Origin of the sequence: Paenibacillus polymyxa M1 (assembly GCF_000237325.1) — a bacterium.
Classification (GTDB): domain Bacteria; phylum Bacillota; class Bacilli; order Paenibacillales; family Paenibacillaceae; genus Paenibacillus; species Paenibacillus polymyxa_C.
In genome coordinates this window covers 190,306-209,344 of the sequence record NC_017543.1, presented here as the reverse complement: position 1 = coordinate 209,344, position 19,039 = coordinate 190,306, and the positions used below count along the sequence as shown (strand labels likewise).

The 19,039-nt window shown below is 37.8% G+C and carries 16 protein-coding genes; 3 read left to right on the top strand and 13 right to left on the bottom strand.

Going from position 1 to position 19,039, the window contains the following annotated elements:
- Nucleotides 1-315 precede the first annotated feature (315 nt).
- Nucleotides 316-444, bottom strand: coding sequence for a hypothetical protein (locus PPM_RS30450; protein WP_268988022.1), 129 nt, complete (start codon nt 442-444; stop codon nt 316-318).
- A 417-nt stretch (nt 445-861) separates the two neighbouring features.
- Here PPM_RS30450 and PPM_RS27200 point away from each other — a divergent pair, with 417 nt between their 5' ends.
- Nucleotides 862-2,067 carry a hypothetical protein gene (locus PPM_RS27200; protein ID WP_014600198.1) on the top strand — a complete coding sequence of 402 codons (1,206 nt, stop codon included), beginning with the start codon at nt 862-864 and terminating at the stop codon, nt 2,065-2,067.
- A gap of 1,248 nt (nt 2,068-3,315) precedes the next feature.
- On the opposite strand, the gene PPM_RS27195 is transcribed toward PPM_RS27200, so the two are convergent.
- Nucleotides 3,316-3,915, bottom strand: coding sequence for an AraC family transcriptional regulator (locus PPM_RS27195; RefSeq protein WP_014600197.1), 600 nt, complete (start codon nt 3,913-3,915; stop codon nt 3,316-3,318).
- A gap of 820 nt (nt 3,916-4,735) precedes the next feature.
- Between PPM_RS27195 and PPM_RS30725 the strand changes: the two genes are divergently transcribed.
- Together PPM_RS30725 and PPM_RS30720 are read left to right on the top strand one after the other, a co-directional pair.
- On the top strand, nt 4,736-4,849 hold the full coding sequence (locus PPM_RS30725; RefSeq protein ID WP_158309136.1) for an IS3 family transposase: 114 nt from the start codon (nt 4,736-4,738) through the stop codon (nt 4,847-4,849).
- A gap of 235 nt (nt 4,850-5,084) precedes the next feature.
- Nucleotides 5,085-5,360, top strand: coding sequence for an IS3 family transposase (locus PPM_RS30720; RefSeq protein ID WP_080567904.1), 276 nt, complete (start codon nt 5,085-5,087; stop codon nt 5,358-5,360).
- Between the two features lie 2 nt (nt 5,361-5,362).
- Here the strand turns inward: PPM_RS30720 and PPM_RS27190 are convergent, their stop codons facing one another.
- The 11 genes from PPM_RS27190 to PPM_RS27145 form a co-directional block, all read right to left on the bottom strand.
- Nucleotides 5,363-6,151, bottom strand: a complete 789-nt coding sequence (locus tag PPM_RS27190; RefSeq protein ID WP_419185394.1) for a peptidase — start codon at nt 6,149-6,151, stop codon at nt 5,363-5,365.
- A 60-nt stretch (nt 6,152-6,211) separates the two neighbouring features.
- A complete protein-coding gene (locus PPM_RS27185) occupies nt 6,212-6,634 on the bottom strand; it encodes a hypothetical protein (protein ID WP_014600194.1) in 423 nt (140 codons plus the stop codon).
- Nucleotides 6,635-6,985: 351 nt separating this feature from the next.
- Complete coding sequence (locus PPM_RS29485) at nt 6,986-7,159, bottom strand: hypothetical protein (RefSeq protein WP_155252290.1); 174 nt, start codon at nt 7,157-7,159, stop codon at nt 6,986-6,988.
- Nucleotides 7,160-7,201: 42 nt separating this feature from the next.
- Nucleotides 7,202-8,320: a phosphoadenosine phosphosulfate reductase family protein gene (locus PPM_RS27180; RefSeq protein ID WP_014600193.1), complete on the bottom strand. Its 1,119-nt coding sequence runs from the start codon at nt 8,318-8,320 to the stop codon at nt 7,202-7,204.
- A 36-nt stretch (nt 8,321-8,356) separates the two neighbouring features.
- Nucleotides 8,357-9,217, bottom strand: a complete 861-nt coding sequence (locus PPM_RS27175; protein ID WP_014600192.1) for an N-6 DNA methylase — start codon at nt 9,215-9,217, stop codon at nt 8,357-8,359.
- Nucleotides 9,218-9,593: 376 nt separating this feature from the next.
- Nucleotides 9,594-10,337: a hypothetical protein gene (locus PPM_RS27170; protein WP_014600191.1), complete on the bottom strand. Its 744-nt coding sequence runs from the start codon at nt 10,335-10,337 to the stop codon at nt 9,594-9,596.
- Between the two features lie 461 nt (nt 10,338-10,798).
- Complete coding sequence (locus tag PPM_RS27165; RefSeq protein ID WP_014600190.1) at nt 10,799-11,191, bottom strand: hypothetical protein; 393 nt, start codon at nt 11,189-11,191, stop codon at nt 10,799-10,801.
- Between the two features lie 82 nt (nt 11,192-11,273).
- On the bottom strand, nt 11,274-12,344 hold the full coding sequence (locus tag PPM_RS27160; protein WP_014600189.1) for a hypothetical protein: 1,071 nt from the start codon (nt 12,342-12,344) through the stop codon (nt 11,274-11,276).
- A gap of 436 nt (nt 12,345-12,780) precedes the next feature.
- Complete coding sequence (locus PPM_RS27155) at nt 12,781-13,596, bottom strand: hypothetical protein (protein ID WP_025675992.1); 816 nt, start codon at nt 13,594-13,596, stop codon at nt 12,781-12,783.
- A gap of 264 nt (nt 13,597-13,860) precedes the next feature.
- The gene (locus PPM_RS27150; protein ID WP_025675991.1) at nt 13,861-14,697 is read right to left on the bottom strand and encodes a hypothetical protein; all 837 of its coding nucleotides are present in this window, start codon (nt 14,695-14,697) and stop codon (nt 13,861-13,863) included.
- A gap of 808 nt (nt 14,698-15,505) precedes the next feature.
- Complete coding sequence (locus tag PPM_RS27145) at nt 15,506-18,625, bottom strand: S-layer homology domain-containing protein (RefSeq protein WP_014600186.1); 3,120 nt, start codon at nt 18,623-18,625, stop codon at nt 15,506-15,508.
- Nucleotides 18,626-19,039 lie beyond the last annotated feature (414 nt).

Genomic DNA, 19,039 nt, shown 5'->3' with positions numbered 1-19,039 from the left:
AAAAAAATAGCAGTAATAGCTTCAATCAAAAAATTTCGTCCATTTCTCCGCCTTATTCGAAGTAAGGCTTTGAAAAAGCACTATCAAATTGTTTTAAAATTAAACAGACAGCAAAAGGTAAGATCGATGATAAAAAAAATCGCCCATTTTTCCGCTTTTTACGGCTTTTTAATTGGCTTGAACACTAACTTTTAATTAATTCGCCCATTTTTCCGCTAATAAAAAAAAATCGTCCATTTCTCCGCTAATAATCTTTCATAGTCATCAAACAAAAAAAAAATTTATGGGGATATAGACCTATACGTAGCTCTAAAATCACTTTAATTCGCCCATTTCACCGCTAATCACCTTTCTATCTAAGGATCGTTTTTTCTCATCAAGAATATGACGAAAAATTTCGCCCAAATTTCCGCCTGTTTTTTTTATATTTTTTTTTCTAACCATAAAAACCCTTTTACATGAGGGCTTTTATAAAATTCGTCCATTTTCCCGCTAAGAAATCAAGCAAGCTTTTTGTTGAATAAACAAGCTTAAATGTTTTTTCGCCCAAATTTCCGCTATTTACCTATGTATTTACCGACTTTATCCACAGTGCTATAATACTCGTGAGTCTGATAGATTCCCTGTTCTACATATGTCTGTAAACCAATCTATATATAACAATGCAAAAAAGACCCAACCTCATAAGTCTAATAAGTGGTAAGTTTGGCGACTGGCACTTTTTAGACTTCAAAAAATCGGGACTGTTTTTGCTTCTTTAAAGATGTGTTTTTATTATATCACGCTGCTAAAAGAAGTGAAAGCCAGTTCCCTGTATTTCCTATACACTTTTTTTGGGTTGGAAATAAGGAGTGGCTATCCATGAAACATCATCGCAATCTATTCGATGCACGATCCCTTCATAACGACACCCGTCTGCTTTTTAAACTAAAATTGTTACTCGGCACGGTCTGTGCATATGGCGGAGAAATTCCTTTAACGAATGCTGAGCTTGCAAAACGTATGGGCACTTCCAGCTATCGCATTTCCGTTCTCTTGCAAAAATTAGTCTGCGAAGAGATTGTTCACTACGACGTTCGAGGTAAACTTTTTTTCAACCAATATGTTTTTATCAAGGAAAACGAAGACATCGGCAAAGACGGTTTGTATGCTAAAAATTTTGTCTTTTTCAATTCGGAAAGTTTCCTCCAAGAAGATCGCAACGTGCAACGTCTCGTTTTGCATTACGTGGGCAAAGAGCTGGTTTACCTCCCTGGAAACTTTCGGTGGGGGCATATTAATGATCTTTATGGACCCTTAGGTCTACTTAATATCCGTACACGAAAAGAAGCTTTAGCCGTTTTAAAAAAGGCAGAAAAGTATCTTAAAATGAAAATTTACAAAGATAACTTTCAGGTGCTAAATGTGCATCAAGAATGGTTGGATATGGGCGAAGTCTACTCTGAAGGTGCTGAGTTGTGGGTCATGAAGCAACTAAAAAAGCATCGTTTTTGCTGTGATTTCTTATCCCGCAAAGCCGTTTGGCAAATAGCTAAAGTGATGGAAGACTACTATGCTAAATTCGACTACGAATATGCAACCGAAATTTTCGATACAGCTCTCTTCCAAATTCAGAAAAATAAAATGCGCTCTCAAAACTTCTTTAAACTGATCTATCGTGAAGATGACGAATATATCGTTAGCGATGAGAAGAATGAACTGGATGAGATTAGTGCTTATTTTCGCGCTGTGATGGAATCTGCCGAGCTTAATTATGCAGTTCAGCTCTCCTTCGATCTTCATGAAATCAATAGGAAGAAACAAATGGCGGAATCCAACTTATTCTCCAATGATCAAATTACACAATTAAATCAAGAAATCATCCAAGAAGCAAATCAACAGCATGAAAAAGTATGGGATAAGCTTCGTCAAATAAATCGCCACTGGCTTGATCGTTTTCGTCAAGACCCAGAATGGTTTATCAAGCATGCTTATCAAATCAAGTTCCTTCCCGATCCGATTTTAGAGATAAAAACCGAAATTGAAAAGGCTCTCTCCAAACAGAACCGTAAAAATTGGGCAATTTAGTTTAGCAGCTACAAGCAGGCTTATTTGCTATGCCTAAATTGTTTTTTTTCAAATTCATCCATCAAAGAGCTAACAGTGGCATACATCCTTATAAGGCGACTGTTATTTAGCATGCCTTAATTTCCTCGTTTTCCCCCTCCTCAAAGTCCTTTTTCGACTTTTCTTCATTCATTGAGAGAATTTGCAACCTTATCTATCAAACTCATCACTTTATAAATAGACAAGAAATAGTTTTTTTTATTAAAATGCTGTGGATAACGTTTTATGCGGTGTGGTTAGTCGAATATGGATTGTTAATAAGGATCATTAATGCTGGGGATGACTCTTTCATTCATGTGTAAAGAAAGTTCCCTTCATTGGATTTCGTATTTTTTAGCGTGTACGAATACTAAAATCCTATGAATGAGGAGACTGAACTACCTTATCCAAATTCTTGCAGCTTGAAAAAGCCTATAGCCGCAAGGGTTACGGGCCCCCAATTACGTCTCTAAAAAGGTATTAAATAAAGGTGTTATCTTTATGGTTTTAATTTATTGTTTTAAAAAAAGGGGTTAACTGATGGTGTTGATGAAGGGTGTTCACAAGGCAGAAGTGCCATCACCATAAGATATGAAAAACATCTGAAAGATAGAACTTCTCTTCTGCTAACAATACAAAGAAGGCTCGAATTTACTTCCACCGCAAAGTTATACCTGATCCTTTTTATCATTGAGATGATTAGTGCATATAAGTGCATATAATGAAACATTCTATTTCCAAATTCAGATATGAGAGACGAACTGAATTTGGAAACTACGATGCTATTATCAAGCATCACTGTTAGCACTACGTCTCTAACTGACACGCCGCTGATGGGCGTAAAACAGGATCTGGCCGCTGTTGTCCGGTAAAACTAAAGTATTAGACTGGAGTCGTTGATTTGATGTGGTTTTTGAATTGAAAAATTGTCAGCATTAAAAAAATATAATTTTAGACTGACCCATTAATAGAAACCGCAGTGAGACCATGACTTGAAATATAAAGTTATAGATTACCGCAGTTGATAATTTTCACTTTAAAGGTGACAGTGTTGAGAAACAGAAATTTTAACGAAATCGATATGCCTTGAGGTATAGGGAGAGATGTATTCCATGAGAAGCTGGTAAAGTACAGCTCATTGGAACGGAATGAGTTGTGGAAACGGGTGGCACTTGCATGAGCAATGGCAAAAAATCAAGAAGCAGCCGGTTGAAATTCGTGATCAGAGCATTAAATTTGCGGATTCCATCGTCCCCCTTTCACCCTCGCGCGCAGTCGTTTCATATCGGCGATTGGCGGCAGGCCGAACATCCTTGCATACTCACGGCTGTAATGGGAGGGACTGTCATAGCCTACCTGAAAAGCGGCTTCTGACGCATCAGCAGTTTCGGATAACAGCAGGCGCCGCGCTTCCTGCAATCTGATTCTTTTCTGATACTGCAGAGGGCTCATCGCTGTGACTTCTTTAAAATGTCTATGCAACGATGAAGGGCTCATATTGGCCAGCTCGGTCAGTTCCTCGATTCGCAGCGGCTGGGCATAATTCTCCTTGATTTGCTCGATGACCTCCTTGATCCGGTAAGCGCTGATTCCCTCCACAGCAATCTGCTTCAGCACATCCCTCTGCTGCCCTTTCAAAATCCTGTACAAGATTTCACGAATATACCTTGGTGCCAAAGCTTTAATGTCCTCAGGTGTCTCCAATAACCGTACAAGCCTTATAGCGGCATCAAGAAGGGATGTGCTTGTTTGGCTGATAAACAGCCCGCACCTGGAATACGCTGGTTGAACCGCGTGATGCTCGGACTCCTCCAGAATCTCTACAATCACCTGAAGGCACCTGACCTGGGTGGTTCTTTCCTTTTTTAATTAATATATAATTCGACTTTGAAAACTCTGGAATCGTCAACAACTTGCATAAAGCTATTAATTGCCCCTTCAGACGTTTATCTTAATGTATTCCATTCTGAAAGCCCTGTACAAGTATTCAGCTCTTCAATTTTATTCCCGTTCGATTGTCGAGACCTGAAAGAACATCTCTTCGCAAAAAAAGACCTGCCTATGAGTGGGTCTTTTTTTATTGAGGAGTATGTAATGTTCAATTATAAAAAAGGCGATTCATAACACTTATCTAAAAAATAAGATCTCTCCATTTTTTAAACTTTCATTATTTAAAATTTCACAATAGGAAAACATTCATTGTATAAAGAGCGATTTTGGCACACTCTTCTCAGTGCAGTTAAACCTTTTTTTAGCGGTCGAGAAATTATTCTGCCTATCGGCGCGTTCGAAGAAAAAACCGCCATCTTGCGTTGAAGAAGCGGTTCGGTTCGTTATTTGCTTGTATATCTTCATCGTATTATGATAGCCTTCTTTCCAACCGAGGATTTATTCGCTACATACGAAACAAGACACAAATGGACACTTGGATGATATGGTACCGTAATGGCGAGCAGAACCGTTTAGAGCAGCCTGCAGTTGCTAAAACAGTACAGGGTACTGGAGATGTGGTATCGTCAACGATCGTAAGGGAGTGGATGGAGTAGATCCGAGGGGAAGTAAGTGTGAAGCAAGCTTGTGCATGGAAAGGAATAACTAGCGCCACGTACGATCGCTGGAAGGCGGAGTATGCGAGCAAACTGAGGACCACTTGGTAGAGAAAATTCGCAAACTCTGTATCCAGCATAAATATCGTTATGGATACCGGAAAATCACCGCCTTGCTTCGGTGGGAGTATACAGTGAAGGGCTGCGATGTCGTGTAAAAGCGAAGAAACGGAAACCTACTGGGCAGCACGTTCATATCGCGAGGGCATCTGCTAATGTGACAGTTTGAAGCAGACTTGCCTATGCAAAAACTCGTAACGGACATTACGTATTTGCCATTAGCGATCAAGGCAGCGTCTATACATCCTTGGGCTTCCAGTAAGCTATAAAGGGAAAAGGCATGATCATGAGCATGAGCATGTCCCGTAAGGGAACGCCAATTGATAATGCCCCATCGAATCGTTTCATTCGACACTAAAGTCTGAAACGTTCTACCTCGAAGGTTTAACCTGTACGAGGATGGCAATCGAGCAGACCGTTCGAGGGTACATCCTTTACTATAGCTCAATTCGCATTCAGACAAAACTAAACAACCAGTCACCGGTTCATTTCCGACAACTGGCTGCTTTAAACTTGGAAGGTGTTTTGATCCCTGTCTCACAAACGGTGGTTAGTCTCAAGGAATGCTCTTTTTTAATTTTTCTTTTAAGTAGAATAAGTAATCATTAGATTTACTTAGCCTCATCCTTGACTTCATAATTAGTTACGACCTCAAATTCCCCAATGTTTTTTTTCCCTTCTACATCATAAAGGGGGATTTTTCGAATGTCACCATTTTTGCCTGTTTGTTTAATTGCTTCGTCAATAGAGGAAACTTTAGGTGCTAGATCTTCCGATCTAATATAACCTTTAACACCATTTGTACCTTCGGCAGAAATTAACTCGGGTTCGACTCCAATCGTATTAGCGGATAACGCGGAACCGAAAGTTTCTCCGTTACTGTTTAATGAGTATTGGGTTTTAGACAGTAACTCCTCTATATCCTTCGAGTTTTTGACTGAGATTCCGGACTCAGTATTTGAAAAAGTTTGATTTGGAGATCTATAACCAACATAACTTGTATATCCACTGCCATAGTAAAAAGCAGCTTTGGTTTGAGAATAATATACCCCTTTAGAAGTTAGTCTGGGCGAATATGCATAATTATTTATGTTTCCATCGTTTTCGTTATACGCCATAGAGCTTGAAGTTTTCATAGTACCCGATTGATCGAACAAACGTGCTTGAACACCCATATACCCTGCGGGAACACCGGTATTGGCCTTAACAAAACCAACAGCTTCGATTGTTTGGCCAGTTGTAGGATATCTTAACCACACTTCAGACGTAAATGAATAATTATAGCCATTAATTGTTGGAGTGTCGTAGTAGCCAGAGCTGGTGTTGGCTGAGGCTGTTGTCGACATAAAAATAATTGAAAAAAAACATACTAGTAAAACTTTTACATTTTTTGCAATCACGTTAACCAAGATACTTTTCCTCCCCGACTGTAAGAAATTTTGGATTATGTTTAAATTTCATTAATCCCCTTTTGAAGAATACATTTTAAATTCGCCAATGACGGTTGTTCCATCGGAATCATACAAAGGAATCGATTTATAACCGGCGTTCTTTATAGACTTTTGATCTGTTAAAGCTTCTTCTGGTGAAGATACGGAAGTTTCCATATCAGAGGACTTTACATATCCGATAACCCCATTTTCCCCTTCTGCCTTTATCAAATCTGGTCCATGTTTTGATCCTGAAGGGTAAGGGCCATGGCCATAAGTTTGCCCTTCTTTATTAATGGAATAATTAGGGAGGTTTTCATCAACATTAGATCTATTCTTAGCTGAAATGTTTGCATCAGCATTGAGAATCGAAGATTTTACAGTCAGTATTATGATTGCAAATAAACTGAGTGATAGTATAATTCCCATCAACGAACGTTTTTTCATACCCATAATCGATACCTTCCTTTCATAAGTAATTTATTGATATGATTGCTAGCCAGCTCTCATTATTTTCTGTTTATAGAATCTTCTTCAAAGGAATTCAGTACTAATAAATAGAATATATTTCCTTATATTAAATGCTATCACAATTCAACTTTGTTTACAATACAAATATGGACGCTCACTGTTGTTACACAACCATCAAAATTTAACTAAATACACGTGTGATTAACCACCAATTGAATATTTCATTTCTGAAGAGGATTAGCCAAACTCACAATGATTGTGTTGGCATATACACAAAAAAGCCTCGACAAATGCCCGAGGCTTTAAAAAGATTACTCCATAATTATCATGGCTCTAGTGAACCAATCCACCAAAATCACGAGCATCCATTGCTTGACCAATATTAATAATGCTTACAATCCCCTTACCCCAAATATTTTCCCAGGTTTGGATAGCATCCATTTTACTTTCTTTAATAAACATATGCTCAATGGTACCAAAATTGTCAAAAGTTATTCGTGTAAACAAGTTTAAGACCTCCATTTAATGGTTTGATATTTATTGTTCTAATCAAAATTGAACAAAACAACCGCATCCACCGATATCGAATAGATCGATCTGTTCAGGTTTTGAATTCTCGAGTAAAGCAAACTCGCGAAGCGTGAAGGGCTCACTTGGATTACGAACATTTGTATACAAATGTTCGTTATCTTCTAATTGACTTACTTCTGGATTTTTCCCTTTACGCTTCATAAAGCTATACTTTTTTATTTTCATGTATCTTGTTGATGCGCTTGCTGCCGGATGTATATAGAGTTTTGGTTTTGTACACTTGCCGTAAAAGTATCCCCGATAGGCATCATCTAATTCTTGCAGCATTTCTTCTTGGAGATGTGATGGAATCTGATTTTCGTCAGGTACGCTCTTGTCTAGAATATATCTGTATGCTGACACACACATATAGAGGTGATATTCCTCTTCCATATGCTTCTGAAATATCTCGGGCATAGTTTTTTTTAGGTTTCGATAGTGTCCCTGTCCAGCTTTTACGCATCGCCCGTTACAATTATTGTGAGCAAAGCCTAGCTTATATAACTCAGGTTCCATAATGTTGTATTCTTTAAGCACATTGTCTATGCGTATCATGTTATCAATGAGTGGCATTTCAACACGAAATGGTCTCCAGTTTCTAGCAATTGCTTCTTCTCGATGCAGCTCTTCAATGCCTATTCCAAAATAGAGTGTTGCGTCTTTAATGAAATCTGCTTGTTTCAAAAATTGATGATTTAGCCATCTTTCAACCTTCGGTTTAATCTGCTTTTTCAAGTAGTCAGAAGCAACGCGCATCTTGAGAAGTTTAGAGCAATCGCCGATCATATTGTTAAAAACCAACTTTTTTTCAAACATGAGTTGCATCGGCGTTATACCTGCGCTATGAATTAACAAGGGAAGTTTTAATTTATCGGAGCATTCTTTGATGAAACGGTACGTATCAGGGCTTTCCCATAATGTGTCCGTAAAATATAGTAAAATATTGTCATCAGGATAGCTTTTCTTCACAAAGTCGGCTACAACAAAACTGGCCCTTCCCCCGCTAAAAAAAATGATTCTATTTTTTCGTAGTACAAGTTTTTCTTTCCTTTTAGAATCACTATCAATACCTTGGTTATGATTTAGTTCAAAACGCAATATATTTCCTCCTTAGGTAACCTATGATAATTGCACTTAAAATGCGAAAGAATACTGACCACCATCGCTATTCCTAGGAGAACCTTCGATAGTAATCTTAATGGGTTCTACATCGTCGAATCCTGCTATATCTTTTCCTGGTTTTGCATACCACGGTGCATAGAAAAACATTTGAATGATACAGAGCTTCACTGCAATTCCGGAAATATCCTGTGCGTAAGCTCTTAGATAATAGTTAGAAGCTGGAAGTAACATAGCACCGCAACCTACACAAGGATCAGAAACTGTTTGTCTCTTCATAACTTCTAGGTCCTCATTGCCACGATTCATCTCAACCATCATCCTTGTGATCCCCATTGGTGTTGGAAAATAACCAATTCCTTTTTTATAGCCATGTCCGGAATGTTCACTCAAAAGATACGATAAATAATCAAAGGGATTATCGAGAATAAGAAATAAATCGAATATCTTATAATAGTGCTCATTTAACTTTTCAGAGATACTCAATCTTTGGTCTGTTTTACCTAACCCCCACAATAACCATTCAGCAAAATTATCTATGGTGGCTTCAGGGTGACTTAGGCATTGAAGAAGCATTTTTTTAGTTTGCTCTACTCTAAATGTTCCATTGTCAGCCCAATCAATCTGAGGTATAGGCCCGCTCCCTGAAATTGTTCCCTTCATCTGAATGTTTAGCCAGTAATCCCATCTCCCCCACAACAAATCGTCATATGCGAGGAGAAATGGCAATAACCAGCCCTTTTTCTCAAAAACCTCTTTATGATGCTGAGGAAGACCTTTGAAGCCCAAAGCGTAGTTAGCAAGACTTTGATTTAATTGAAGAATTTGATCTTGTGAAAAACGCTCGACTCTATACATATTATCTTTATTATTCAAAATATGCCTCCAGAATTGTACCCTCTCACTGCACGAGGGGTAAATTGATTTATCCCTGTGCAGAGGGTAGGAAAAAACAAATTTGAAAGCTTTGAGTAAAAAATTTTGCATAGCAAAAAGAAGCACGATTGTATGCAAGTCACTTCAGGTGCATAATGCTACCTAAAAAAGTGAAATAGACACATAATCGTGCTTCTTGTAATGATTGACTCTTTTGCGCGTGCGAGAGCCATTGTAATGAATGCAGTTAAAGTATTAATAAATGATAGCACAGTTACTGTAGGTCAGCAAGCAAACACTAAGTAGTAATTAGTATTGTTTCTTGATGCCGAGAACTTTGTTAAATAAATCTAAGGATTTATAATGTTCTTGATATCTATTTCTTATAGAGATCAAGAGAACTAGCCATATAAAAGGAATAACTGTATCCATGAGGCGAGTTATAAACATCAAAAAGTATATATTGTTCGTTTACTCGTACCCTTGTAACACCGTTTATGTGTAGATAAGTCCCTTGGGTGCCTAAAATTGAAAGTGTATTACCTTCCCACGAAATATGTTCCAAATAAAGAGGTAGACTGGTGATTTCCTGTAACCAGTCATCTGGAGTTCTTAAAATTAGATGAACTGATTTTCCTATCATTTCACGAATAACAGTTCGAATGGTAGCATTCTCTGTCATTGGGGGGATAGATGTTGCACGTACTTTCCAATAATCACAGAGTTGAAATTGAGCTGTACCTTTCAGTCCTTGTGTCACAATGTGACTCGCGTTATGAGGATATTCCTTTTTCGTGTAAACAGCTTGATACCCCTCTTCTGTTTCAATGATACCTGTCAAGTAATGCTTAATTTTAAGTACCGAATCCTTATCTCTTATTTGAACTAACTTAACAAAATCCCCTTCTTGTGGTTTATCATAGTACAAACTGAAATGTAATTCCCCGATTCTAAATGGAACACGGAATGACATACATACATCCTTGTACTCCATAAAAGCGGCTGATCCTTTGAGCCCATCCAAAAAATCAAGCATTATCCATCTTTCTACTAATCGTTTGATCGGCTCTTTAGAATTCAAAAAAGTATCTAAAGTGTCTATTGTTAATTGTTCGATCATTGGGATACCTCCTCGATTTAATATCAAACTATGAAGGACTATTAAAATTTGGTTAAACACAAAAAAGCGCCCTTTCCAACGAATAACTACTTTAAAGGAAATTCTTCCTCTTTTTGTAGTTCATTCGCTCGATTGAGCGCTTCTTTAGAATAATGACTCTATGACGCATGTCAGAGCCTAAGATTAAACGATTTATTTTTGAATTATAGCATTTTAGGAGAAAAATTACAAATCACAAACAATATTTTATTACCCAACTCTCGTACTTCATTGTTTTAAAAATGGTATTGATTTAGGGTGTTGGTGAATGGTTTTAACATGGCTTTAATGAACACCACATCCTAAGAGATTTATGACATCAGTTAAAGAATAGAACAATCTTAATTAATTAAAAGAAAGAAGGCCGCTCATACTTTTGAAGCAGCCTTCTTATTTTTTAGAAACAATTTAATTTTTCTATTTCAGCCCCAACTTGCTTCTTGCCATTCAGGTAAATCCTCAATTATGGCATTCTTTAAAGCCTCAATAGCAGTATCTATAAAAGTGTAATCGAATTGATCTTCTGGTAATTCTATATTATATTTTATTGCCCGTAGCGCTTTTAGTGTTGCCGCATTATTGAGGAATTTCTCATTCGAGTCATACTTAATTTTAAAATATTGAATTTCCTCACCTTCTTTGTATTTCAATGTATAAGATCTTATATTGGCTATACGTAACTCCTCAACCAAACCTTTCATTTTTGTATAATCTCTGAATTGCTCCAGGTGTGATCTTATATGATAGTGGTAGTTGAAGAAAAGAGAATTTAGGACCTTGATAAAAGTAATATTCTTTATGATCATAACTGACATGATTAATAACCTCTTTCAAAAAATTTAGTTAGATTTCTTGGACCCTAATAAGACTCTTTATGCTGATGTTTTACTTATCTTATTATTTATCCCAAAAGAATTTTCGTAGATACCATAGTCTACTTCGTATATTGAAATCGAAGCGGATTCTCTCCTTGTAATTTGTATCGACATAAATGTTGGTTACCTCAGGAGTAATCTCCTTATAGGCTCGAACCAAACCTCCATTCATAAGGATGGCGATTTGTGGTAAGTGCAAGTAACCTTCTAAGTTTGGAACCATAGTGACTCGGTAAGCACCGTTAATTCTGTATGTGTGCTCTTGAGTTTCTTCTCCCAGTGTTAAGCCGAATTTGTCCATCCATCGTTTTAGCGCCTCAGGACTCTTAAAAGAAGTGTGTCGAACTCCTTTAGAATACACATAGTAAATGGTATTGTTAGAAGCATTCTTTTCCTTGTGAAGTATGAAGTTGGTTTCAATTTGCCCTAAGTATCTTTTAGTTTCCTTATTTTTGGGCTTATTTAATGCAGTTTGAATAAGTTTTGGATCAATGCCTTCTTTGTTTGCGCTTGGATAAATAACGTTATCCAGAAGAAGTAGGTATTCAGCAGTGTTATGTCCTATAAGGTCTTGATATTGCTCAGGATTGATATGACTAGGAAGTCTCTTACAGATCCCAGCGTAGAATTCACAATGGTCAGTAACATGTTTGTACAAACTTGCAGAATATTGATCTGCAAGTTTTAACTCATATGTACCACTGTATACGTCTCCATTAGTAAACAAAATCACGAAATCGGTCTTATGGTATCCTATATCAGGAGCTGTTAGAGCCATTCGCTTTAGAACATTGTCTGCATCCTCCCAACTTGTTACATGATGAGGTATGCAGCATTCAGAGCTTGGACCTTCACCACGAGTTACTACTATCCTTTTTATTTTTACATGTGTAGTGTAGCCATATTTCAAAGCATTTTTAAGTTGTCTACTGTTCATTCCATTTAGACCTACATAATTAACCCAGCCGTTTGGATTCTGGGAATGTACTTCAATAAGTTTTTCTGGATTGTTTGAAAAGGTTTCAGTGCTCATGATAGCTTCTAAAGCAGCGGCTTGCATTTTTGTAATCGTTACTGGAAAATTCTTTTTCATTGTCAAATCTCTCCTTGTTTTTTGGATATGGGTTGTGATAAGGCGAAAAAAATACACCTTAACGAAAAAGACCATAAGCCCTTAAAAAGGCATGCTACCATAAATGGCAGATTGGTCCACTCTCGTTAAAGTGTATTCTTAACTCTCAAAATCCCTATAGCGCGTGCTTGGGACAAATTGAAAAATATCTTTAGGTCATCTTATCATTTTAGATGTGAGTTGAAAAGTTCTGGTCTCTCCCACTGGGTTAAAGAAGCAGAGGACTTATGATACAAACATAGCCTTTGCTTCTCAAGGTAAATGGTGGAGATGAGTTAAGCTACCTCTCTGCTCCTATTATCTTTTTAATAAGATTCATCTAGTGGGAATTGTACAGGCTTATTGATAGATCGAATAGGTAATTACCTTCCCATAAGGATGTTGCAGTGTAATGTTCTTAGCTCTGAATTTTAATATTATCTACGCTCAAGAGATTCTCAACCAGGTGACTGGGGACCACATCGACAATGGGGTTCTCAAGATTAAATGCAAACCATTCAATCAATTCCTCCGTTGAATGAAATGAAGGCTCACAGAGTGTCCATCCCGCATAATCGATATTCAGGAATCCATAGGTTGGATCTATAAATCTGCCATTAATCGGTTTACCATTCTTCACAACGATTAAATATCGGCAATCTACTGCACCTATAATCAGAGAGCCAGCATCAGCGGCTTCCTTCCATGCTTCAAGCTTTTTTTTTGAAAGCAACAGTTCTGAAGGAAGATGGATAAATGTGTATAATTCACTGGAAGCATCTAACTTTACTAGTTCCCGATTGAAAGCTTCGATTTTTCTCATTAATAGGTCTATACTAGAGACCAATCCTTTTTGTTTGAAATAATCCCACGCAGCCTCTCGGTTTTCGGCTTTAACATTGTCCACTACTATGTCGAACAGTATTCCATCAGATGATTCCAACAATCGATAGAAGCCCAGCTCGTCTTTCGCAACGATTTGCTTTTTATTATCAACTTCTTGTATCGGTTTTTCACGGTACACGATTATTTCCTTAAAAGTACCTACAATCTTTACTACATCGATGACTTGTGCAATATTTTCGCAAAATTCAGATTTGAGTTGGACGTAAAAATCCTCTCCTTCTTTTGTAAAAACCAAGCCCATATTTCCATGGTCCTCAGTCAAAAGAAATTGATCCTCACTGCTTCCTGTAAGTTGGGTTAAGGCTTGCAACGCTTTTTTTTCATTCATACTTGTGTTCTCCTTCTCAATTTGGAATCTCAAACGCAAAAAAAGCGATCCTCACCAATGAATGTTCTTATAGAAGTGCAACTCCTACCTTATGGTAGAACATTCGCTCAGAGGAGCGCTTATGATTAACTGGCCGCCGGCATGTGCCATAATCCAATTTACTAATGTGAAGAAAAGTTTAATTTTTAGAGTTGTTCGATTGGAGCGTACGAAGTGGCAAAAGAGCTGCGACGCAGCTCTTTTTTAATCAAGAACCAAAATATTCTAATTTTTTACGCCTATTTTCGGGAATGTGATCATGCTGCTTTGCACTTTCGCACTGACCTTATAGTCTTTAAGGGATTGGATGGTAAGCTCCGGATCTTCGCCAGTTGTTTCCTTTTTGGAAATGAGATAAAGTTCATTATGGTCAAGACCATCAATGTCAGCCTTAAGTACGATAACATCACCAGCTTTGTAGACCCCGGGACTTTCTGAATCTGCAGGGACAAACGTATAACCGCCAAATTTAGCTTGCAGTTTATCATAACGTTTCCGCATATAATGTTTGGCTCCATAAATTGGTTTGTGACCTTCTTTTCCAAGAGCAAATATCTGAGGTTCGCCTTCGCTTTTCCAATCCCCATATGCGAAGTGAATTAGCCCGTCTGCACCGAAAAGTTTTACATAAATGTCTGTGTCCATGTCATGCTGAAATGGTGAGGCTGCAACCGTTTTACGTACAAACTTCATAACGTCAGCAAGTGAAGTGAACATGTGATCCTGATCAGATTCGGGATACTCTTTGATCGTAAAATCGATCTTTTGGTCCCCACCCCACGAATAATGATAGTGATGTACGTAATAGTTTTCGACATTCTTAGTTGGGTCCGTGTATCGGTAATTCCAGCTATGGTTCCGCTGGTTCACGTATGAGGTAATGCCATACTCCAGCAGCTTTCGGGTGTTGTCCGCTTGAGAGTTATTAAGGCAGGAAATTATACGGCGATCATTAGCGAATAAGTCACCCTCGTAATCACATGTCATTTTTACTGCTGTAAGCAGGTCCTTCGTGTGTAGTTTGCGGATGCCTTCATTACTGACCATTTTAAATTCTGGCATTTTCATTTTCTCCTTAGCTTGATTAATTTTGAATGGGTTGTGATTGGGCACAAAAAAAAACGACCCTCCCAATAAACGACCGCACGTAAGGTGGAATTCGACCCTAAGTAAGGCTAATCGTTCACTCGGAGGAGCGCTTTTATCTGCATGATTGACTCTTATGGCGCTTGCCAGAGTCTGAATGTTTAAAATCAATAGTTTCATCCTAGCACACACATTTTAAGAGATCAAGTTGCCTTTAACATAGAGAAGAACGATACGGGTTGATTGACATCCCTATTGCTTAATTATATATACAAATATAATCAAGCCGTAAATACTCTGGTCGGGGTATTTGTAATTCCTGCGCTTTTGACATATCTGCGATCTGCGATCTTCCTCCCTTTGTTGTCGTGTATCAGGGGAAGACTATATTTAAAAATTAGGGAGCATTTAACCCCTACGGGCGACCCGCTCACACCGATCTTTCAATTCTCAGTATCGTCTGCCACGAATTGTTCTTTCATTTTTGTTCGAAAAATGGGAAGCGATCTCTTTGATGTGCATAGGTTTTGCATGATGCACCATAGAGTTGATAATAATATATAACACATAGAGGGCAATTTCAGAAAATAGAAATTGCCCTCTTGTATGTGAATAGTTGAGACTAAATGAGCACAAATTTAGATTCGTTATGCTTAGCATGAGATTAATTATTTCGTGGCCGGAATTCTATTCGCCAAATAACTATAGTATCAAAATGTACCGTTTAAAAGTCTCATTTATTAATGAAATTTGTCTCATCCATAACCGTTACTCACATTGTACATCACTTATTATTGATTTTGGATAGCATTCTATAAATCACAACGGCTGCCTCTGCTCTGGTTATCTGTCGTTTAGGGAGAAAAGTTCCATCAGAGTAACCATTAAAAATATCTAGAGATGATGTGAAAAGAACATCAGATCTGGCCCAATCAATAATGTTATTTTTGTCGGTGTATAAAATTTCATTGCCGTTATCCGCCATTTTAGTTCTCATTATATTAGCAACCATGACAGCTGCTTGTTCACGTGGTATTAAGGAATTGGGTTTGTAGGTATCTTTATCGAAGCCCTTAGTGACTTTGTTATTCAAGGCGACTGCCAACTCTTTAGAATACCAAGTATTCATATCAAAATCTTTGAAATTGTTTACGTAACCTTCATCACTTGAATACTTCATAGCTCTTGTTAACATTATGGCAAACTCGGCTCTAGATATTTTCTTATCGGGTCCAAAGGTACCATCTTCATAACCAATAATGGTACCATGCTTGGCTAATGAGTAAACAGCCTGTTCTGCAAAGTTTCCAGTAAGGTCAGTGAACATATATGTGGATTCACTAACGGTAGATTGAGGTGCGTTTGTAATTTCAGCAAATCTTTTGGAGCTATCAGGGCTAATGCTATTTTTCACACTAGATAAAGTACTACCACTACTTCCGGTAATTGCTTTACCAGTGCTGTTATTTGAAATAACATCCTCGTGAGAATCTTTGTTCTTTTTACTTTTACTTTTGTCCCCAGGTTTATCTTGAGTAGAGTCTTCTTCTGCAGGGATTGTAACACCACTACCATCAGAAGGTGTATTTATAGATACTTCACTCTTACCTATGACCTCAGGGATACCAAGTGACGACATTCGAATGGCAGTGATCTCGTAATGATAATCTTTGCCCGGGTCAACTCCTGTTTCATAAAAAGGTAGTTTGTTATCGATCGGAGTGACGTTTCCATAATCTCTTGTTTCTCCAGTTACAGTGTTGAAGTAAGTTAAATGAAACGTACCATTACCGTTATTGTCATATGTCACTTCAGGGTTGCGCTCTACTTTATAACTTTGCGCTCCCTCTACCATATTAAATTTAAAAGTAATTGTTCCTTCTACTACTGGAGAAGGACTCACTACAATTGCAGGAGCTTCAGCAGGAGTGGTGACTGCTATCGTAGAGGAGGGTAAGCTCTTACCAAACTGATTAGCTGCGATAATGTGGTACGTATATGATTCCTCAGGACCAGTTGTCTCGTCTGTTATAGCGGTCAATGGACCACGATAAACAAGAGTTCCTGAATCTCTAATCAGGTCATAATAAGTAGCATCACTTACAGTTGCCCACTGTAATTTTACTTTATCAGCATAAGCTCGAGTTACTTTAAAACCACTAGGTATTCCAGGAGCTAATCCTTCAATAGGTTTTGTAGGAACGGTTACTGTCAATTTACTATTTTCACTTTTTATAGATCCATTAATTGCCATTACACCGTAATCATATTGAGCACCAGGCTGCACATTCTCATCACTAAAATTTGTATTAGTTGTTCTACCTACTTCTACTCCATCCCTTTGGATGATGTAACTTTCAGCGCCATTAACTGAGTTCCATTTAAGAGAAATAGTGTTGTAAGTTGCATTCGTAACGCTTAAACCGATGGGATAATCCAAAGTGTTTTCTTTGATAGAAACTTTTACTATCGATTCGGGCCCTGAAATCCCGTCTGAAATCGCTTTAACTTTAAAGGTATAATCCCCTGGACTCAGTGAGGAAATATTGATCTGAGTATTAGAACCTTCATACGCTACTGAACCGTCGCTAGTTAACTGATAGGATGTTGCACCCACGACAGCATCCCAGCCTAGAAGTACAGAATTATGAGTTTTGCCAAGTTCTTTAAAGTTAGCGGGTGCTTTTAATACTGGGGGAGCCTGTACGTCTATCTTCAGGCTAGCGGATTCTTGACTACTACTACCATCAGTACCTTTTGCAGTAATAGTATAATTATAAGAGCTGCCAGCTACAGTAGAGCTATCCTCAAAAACTGTAGTACTGACAGTCCCAATGTCAATTCCATCGCGTTTTACAATGTAAGAAGTAGCTTTTTCTACAATGTCCCAGGAGAAAGAAGTATGGCCTGCTTTAGAAGACACTAGCTTTAACCCGTTTGGAGTTTGTAAGGATGGATTTTCTGGACCTACACTAGATATAGTGTATGGATTTCTACTAGTCCCTTCTCCTGAAAGTTTGGTTGAACTCTTCAAAGTTATAACTAAAGCTGTGGGAAAAGAGCTCGAAGTACTTCTGTGAACCCGTATTTTATGAATATTGTCAGAGCTACCATAGACATAAGTTATAGAGTTATTGAACATCTTGTCTCTTACAAACTGTCCAGCGTTTAGATTCTCTGTCGGAATATCATAGAGACTAGAATATTTCAGTAGTTCTTTCATGGTAGGGGGGACAGCCCGCTCATCTACAATTGGATTAGTAATTAGATTACCTTCCCATCCTGGGGCGCTGTATGATGTAACTTTAAGTGATTCATACTCAGTATCATTTAGCGTTGGCAACCAAGTGTTTTCTATTTTCTTATCTAATCCTGAGTTTGAAAAGTCATTTTTCTTCCAGTTTGATGGAAGCCAGTTAGATTCTACAACTGCTTTAGAAGATATTAGATAATTATCGGCCAACGGTCTAAAGACAACCCCACCTATTTTTACAAATGAAGCATTAACACTCGCAGTTCTATTTCCAATTTTAAAGGAAGTTGGAAGGGCTTCATCAGCTTCTTTAGTGTTCACAGTGATACTTTCACTGTCTATAAGTTTGGTTCCGGTCACTGTGTCAATCGCGTCTATCCGATAAACGTGAGTTCCAGGTGTTGCCTCTTCATCCCAGAAGGAAGGAACGTATCCAGCCGGCACCTTTCCTAAAAGCACATTATCACGATAGATCCAATAGTTCCCACTTATTGGCTGTTGATCCCAATATAAATTAACTTCTCCGGGGCTTAAAAGTTGATATTTTGTATTAAAAGATCCAGAAGCCTCAGTTTTAATACCAAAACCAATAAATCCTCCCACTAATAAGCTTGTTACAAGCAGTGTACTTAAATGTTTCTTGATTTTCATCAAATGGTGATCTCCCTTACATTATAAAATTTATTCTCATAAATCTGTCCTAATTTAACCTCTAAGTACTAAACCGCCACTTGCATCTTATGTAAGTCACCACCTTATGTTATTCTTGGTGAAGTTTATACCAATTAAACCTTTTAATTCTTTTTAGCTGCATATCCTATCGCTTAAAGCTTTCTACCATGTTCCCAATTTTCTTATCTTCGTACATACCGTTTTTTTAAAATGAAAATCATTCAGTAAGTGATTGTGTAATGGTTGTTGCTGATTGTTTCCATTTAACAAGTGCTGATTTGAAAGATAATGATTCCGTCTTAAATATTCACTCATTTTGACGGAATTCAGTAAATGGTGAAGGCGATTCAAGATCATAAATCTCGTATCTTCTCTTCGATATTCATCCGATGA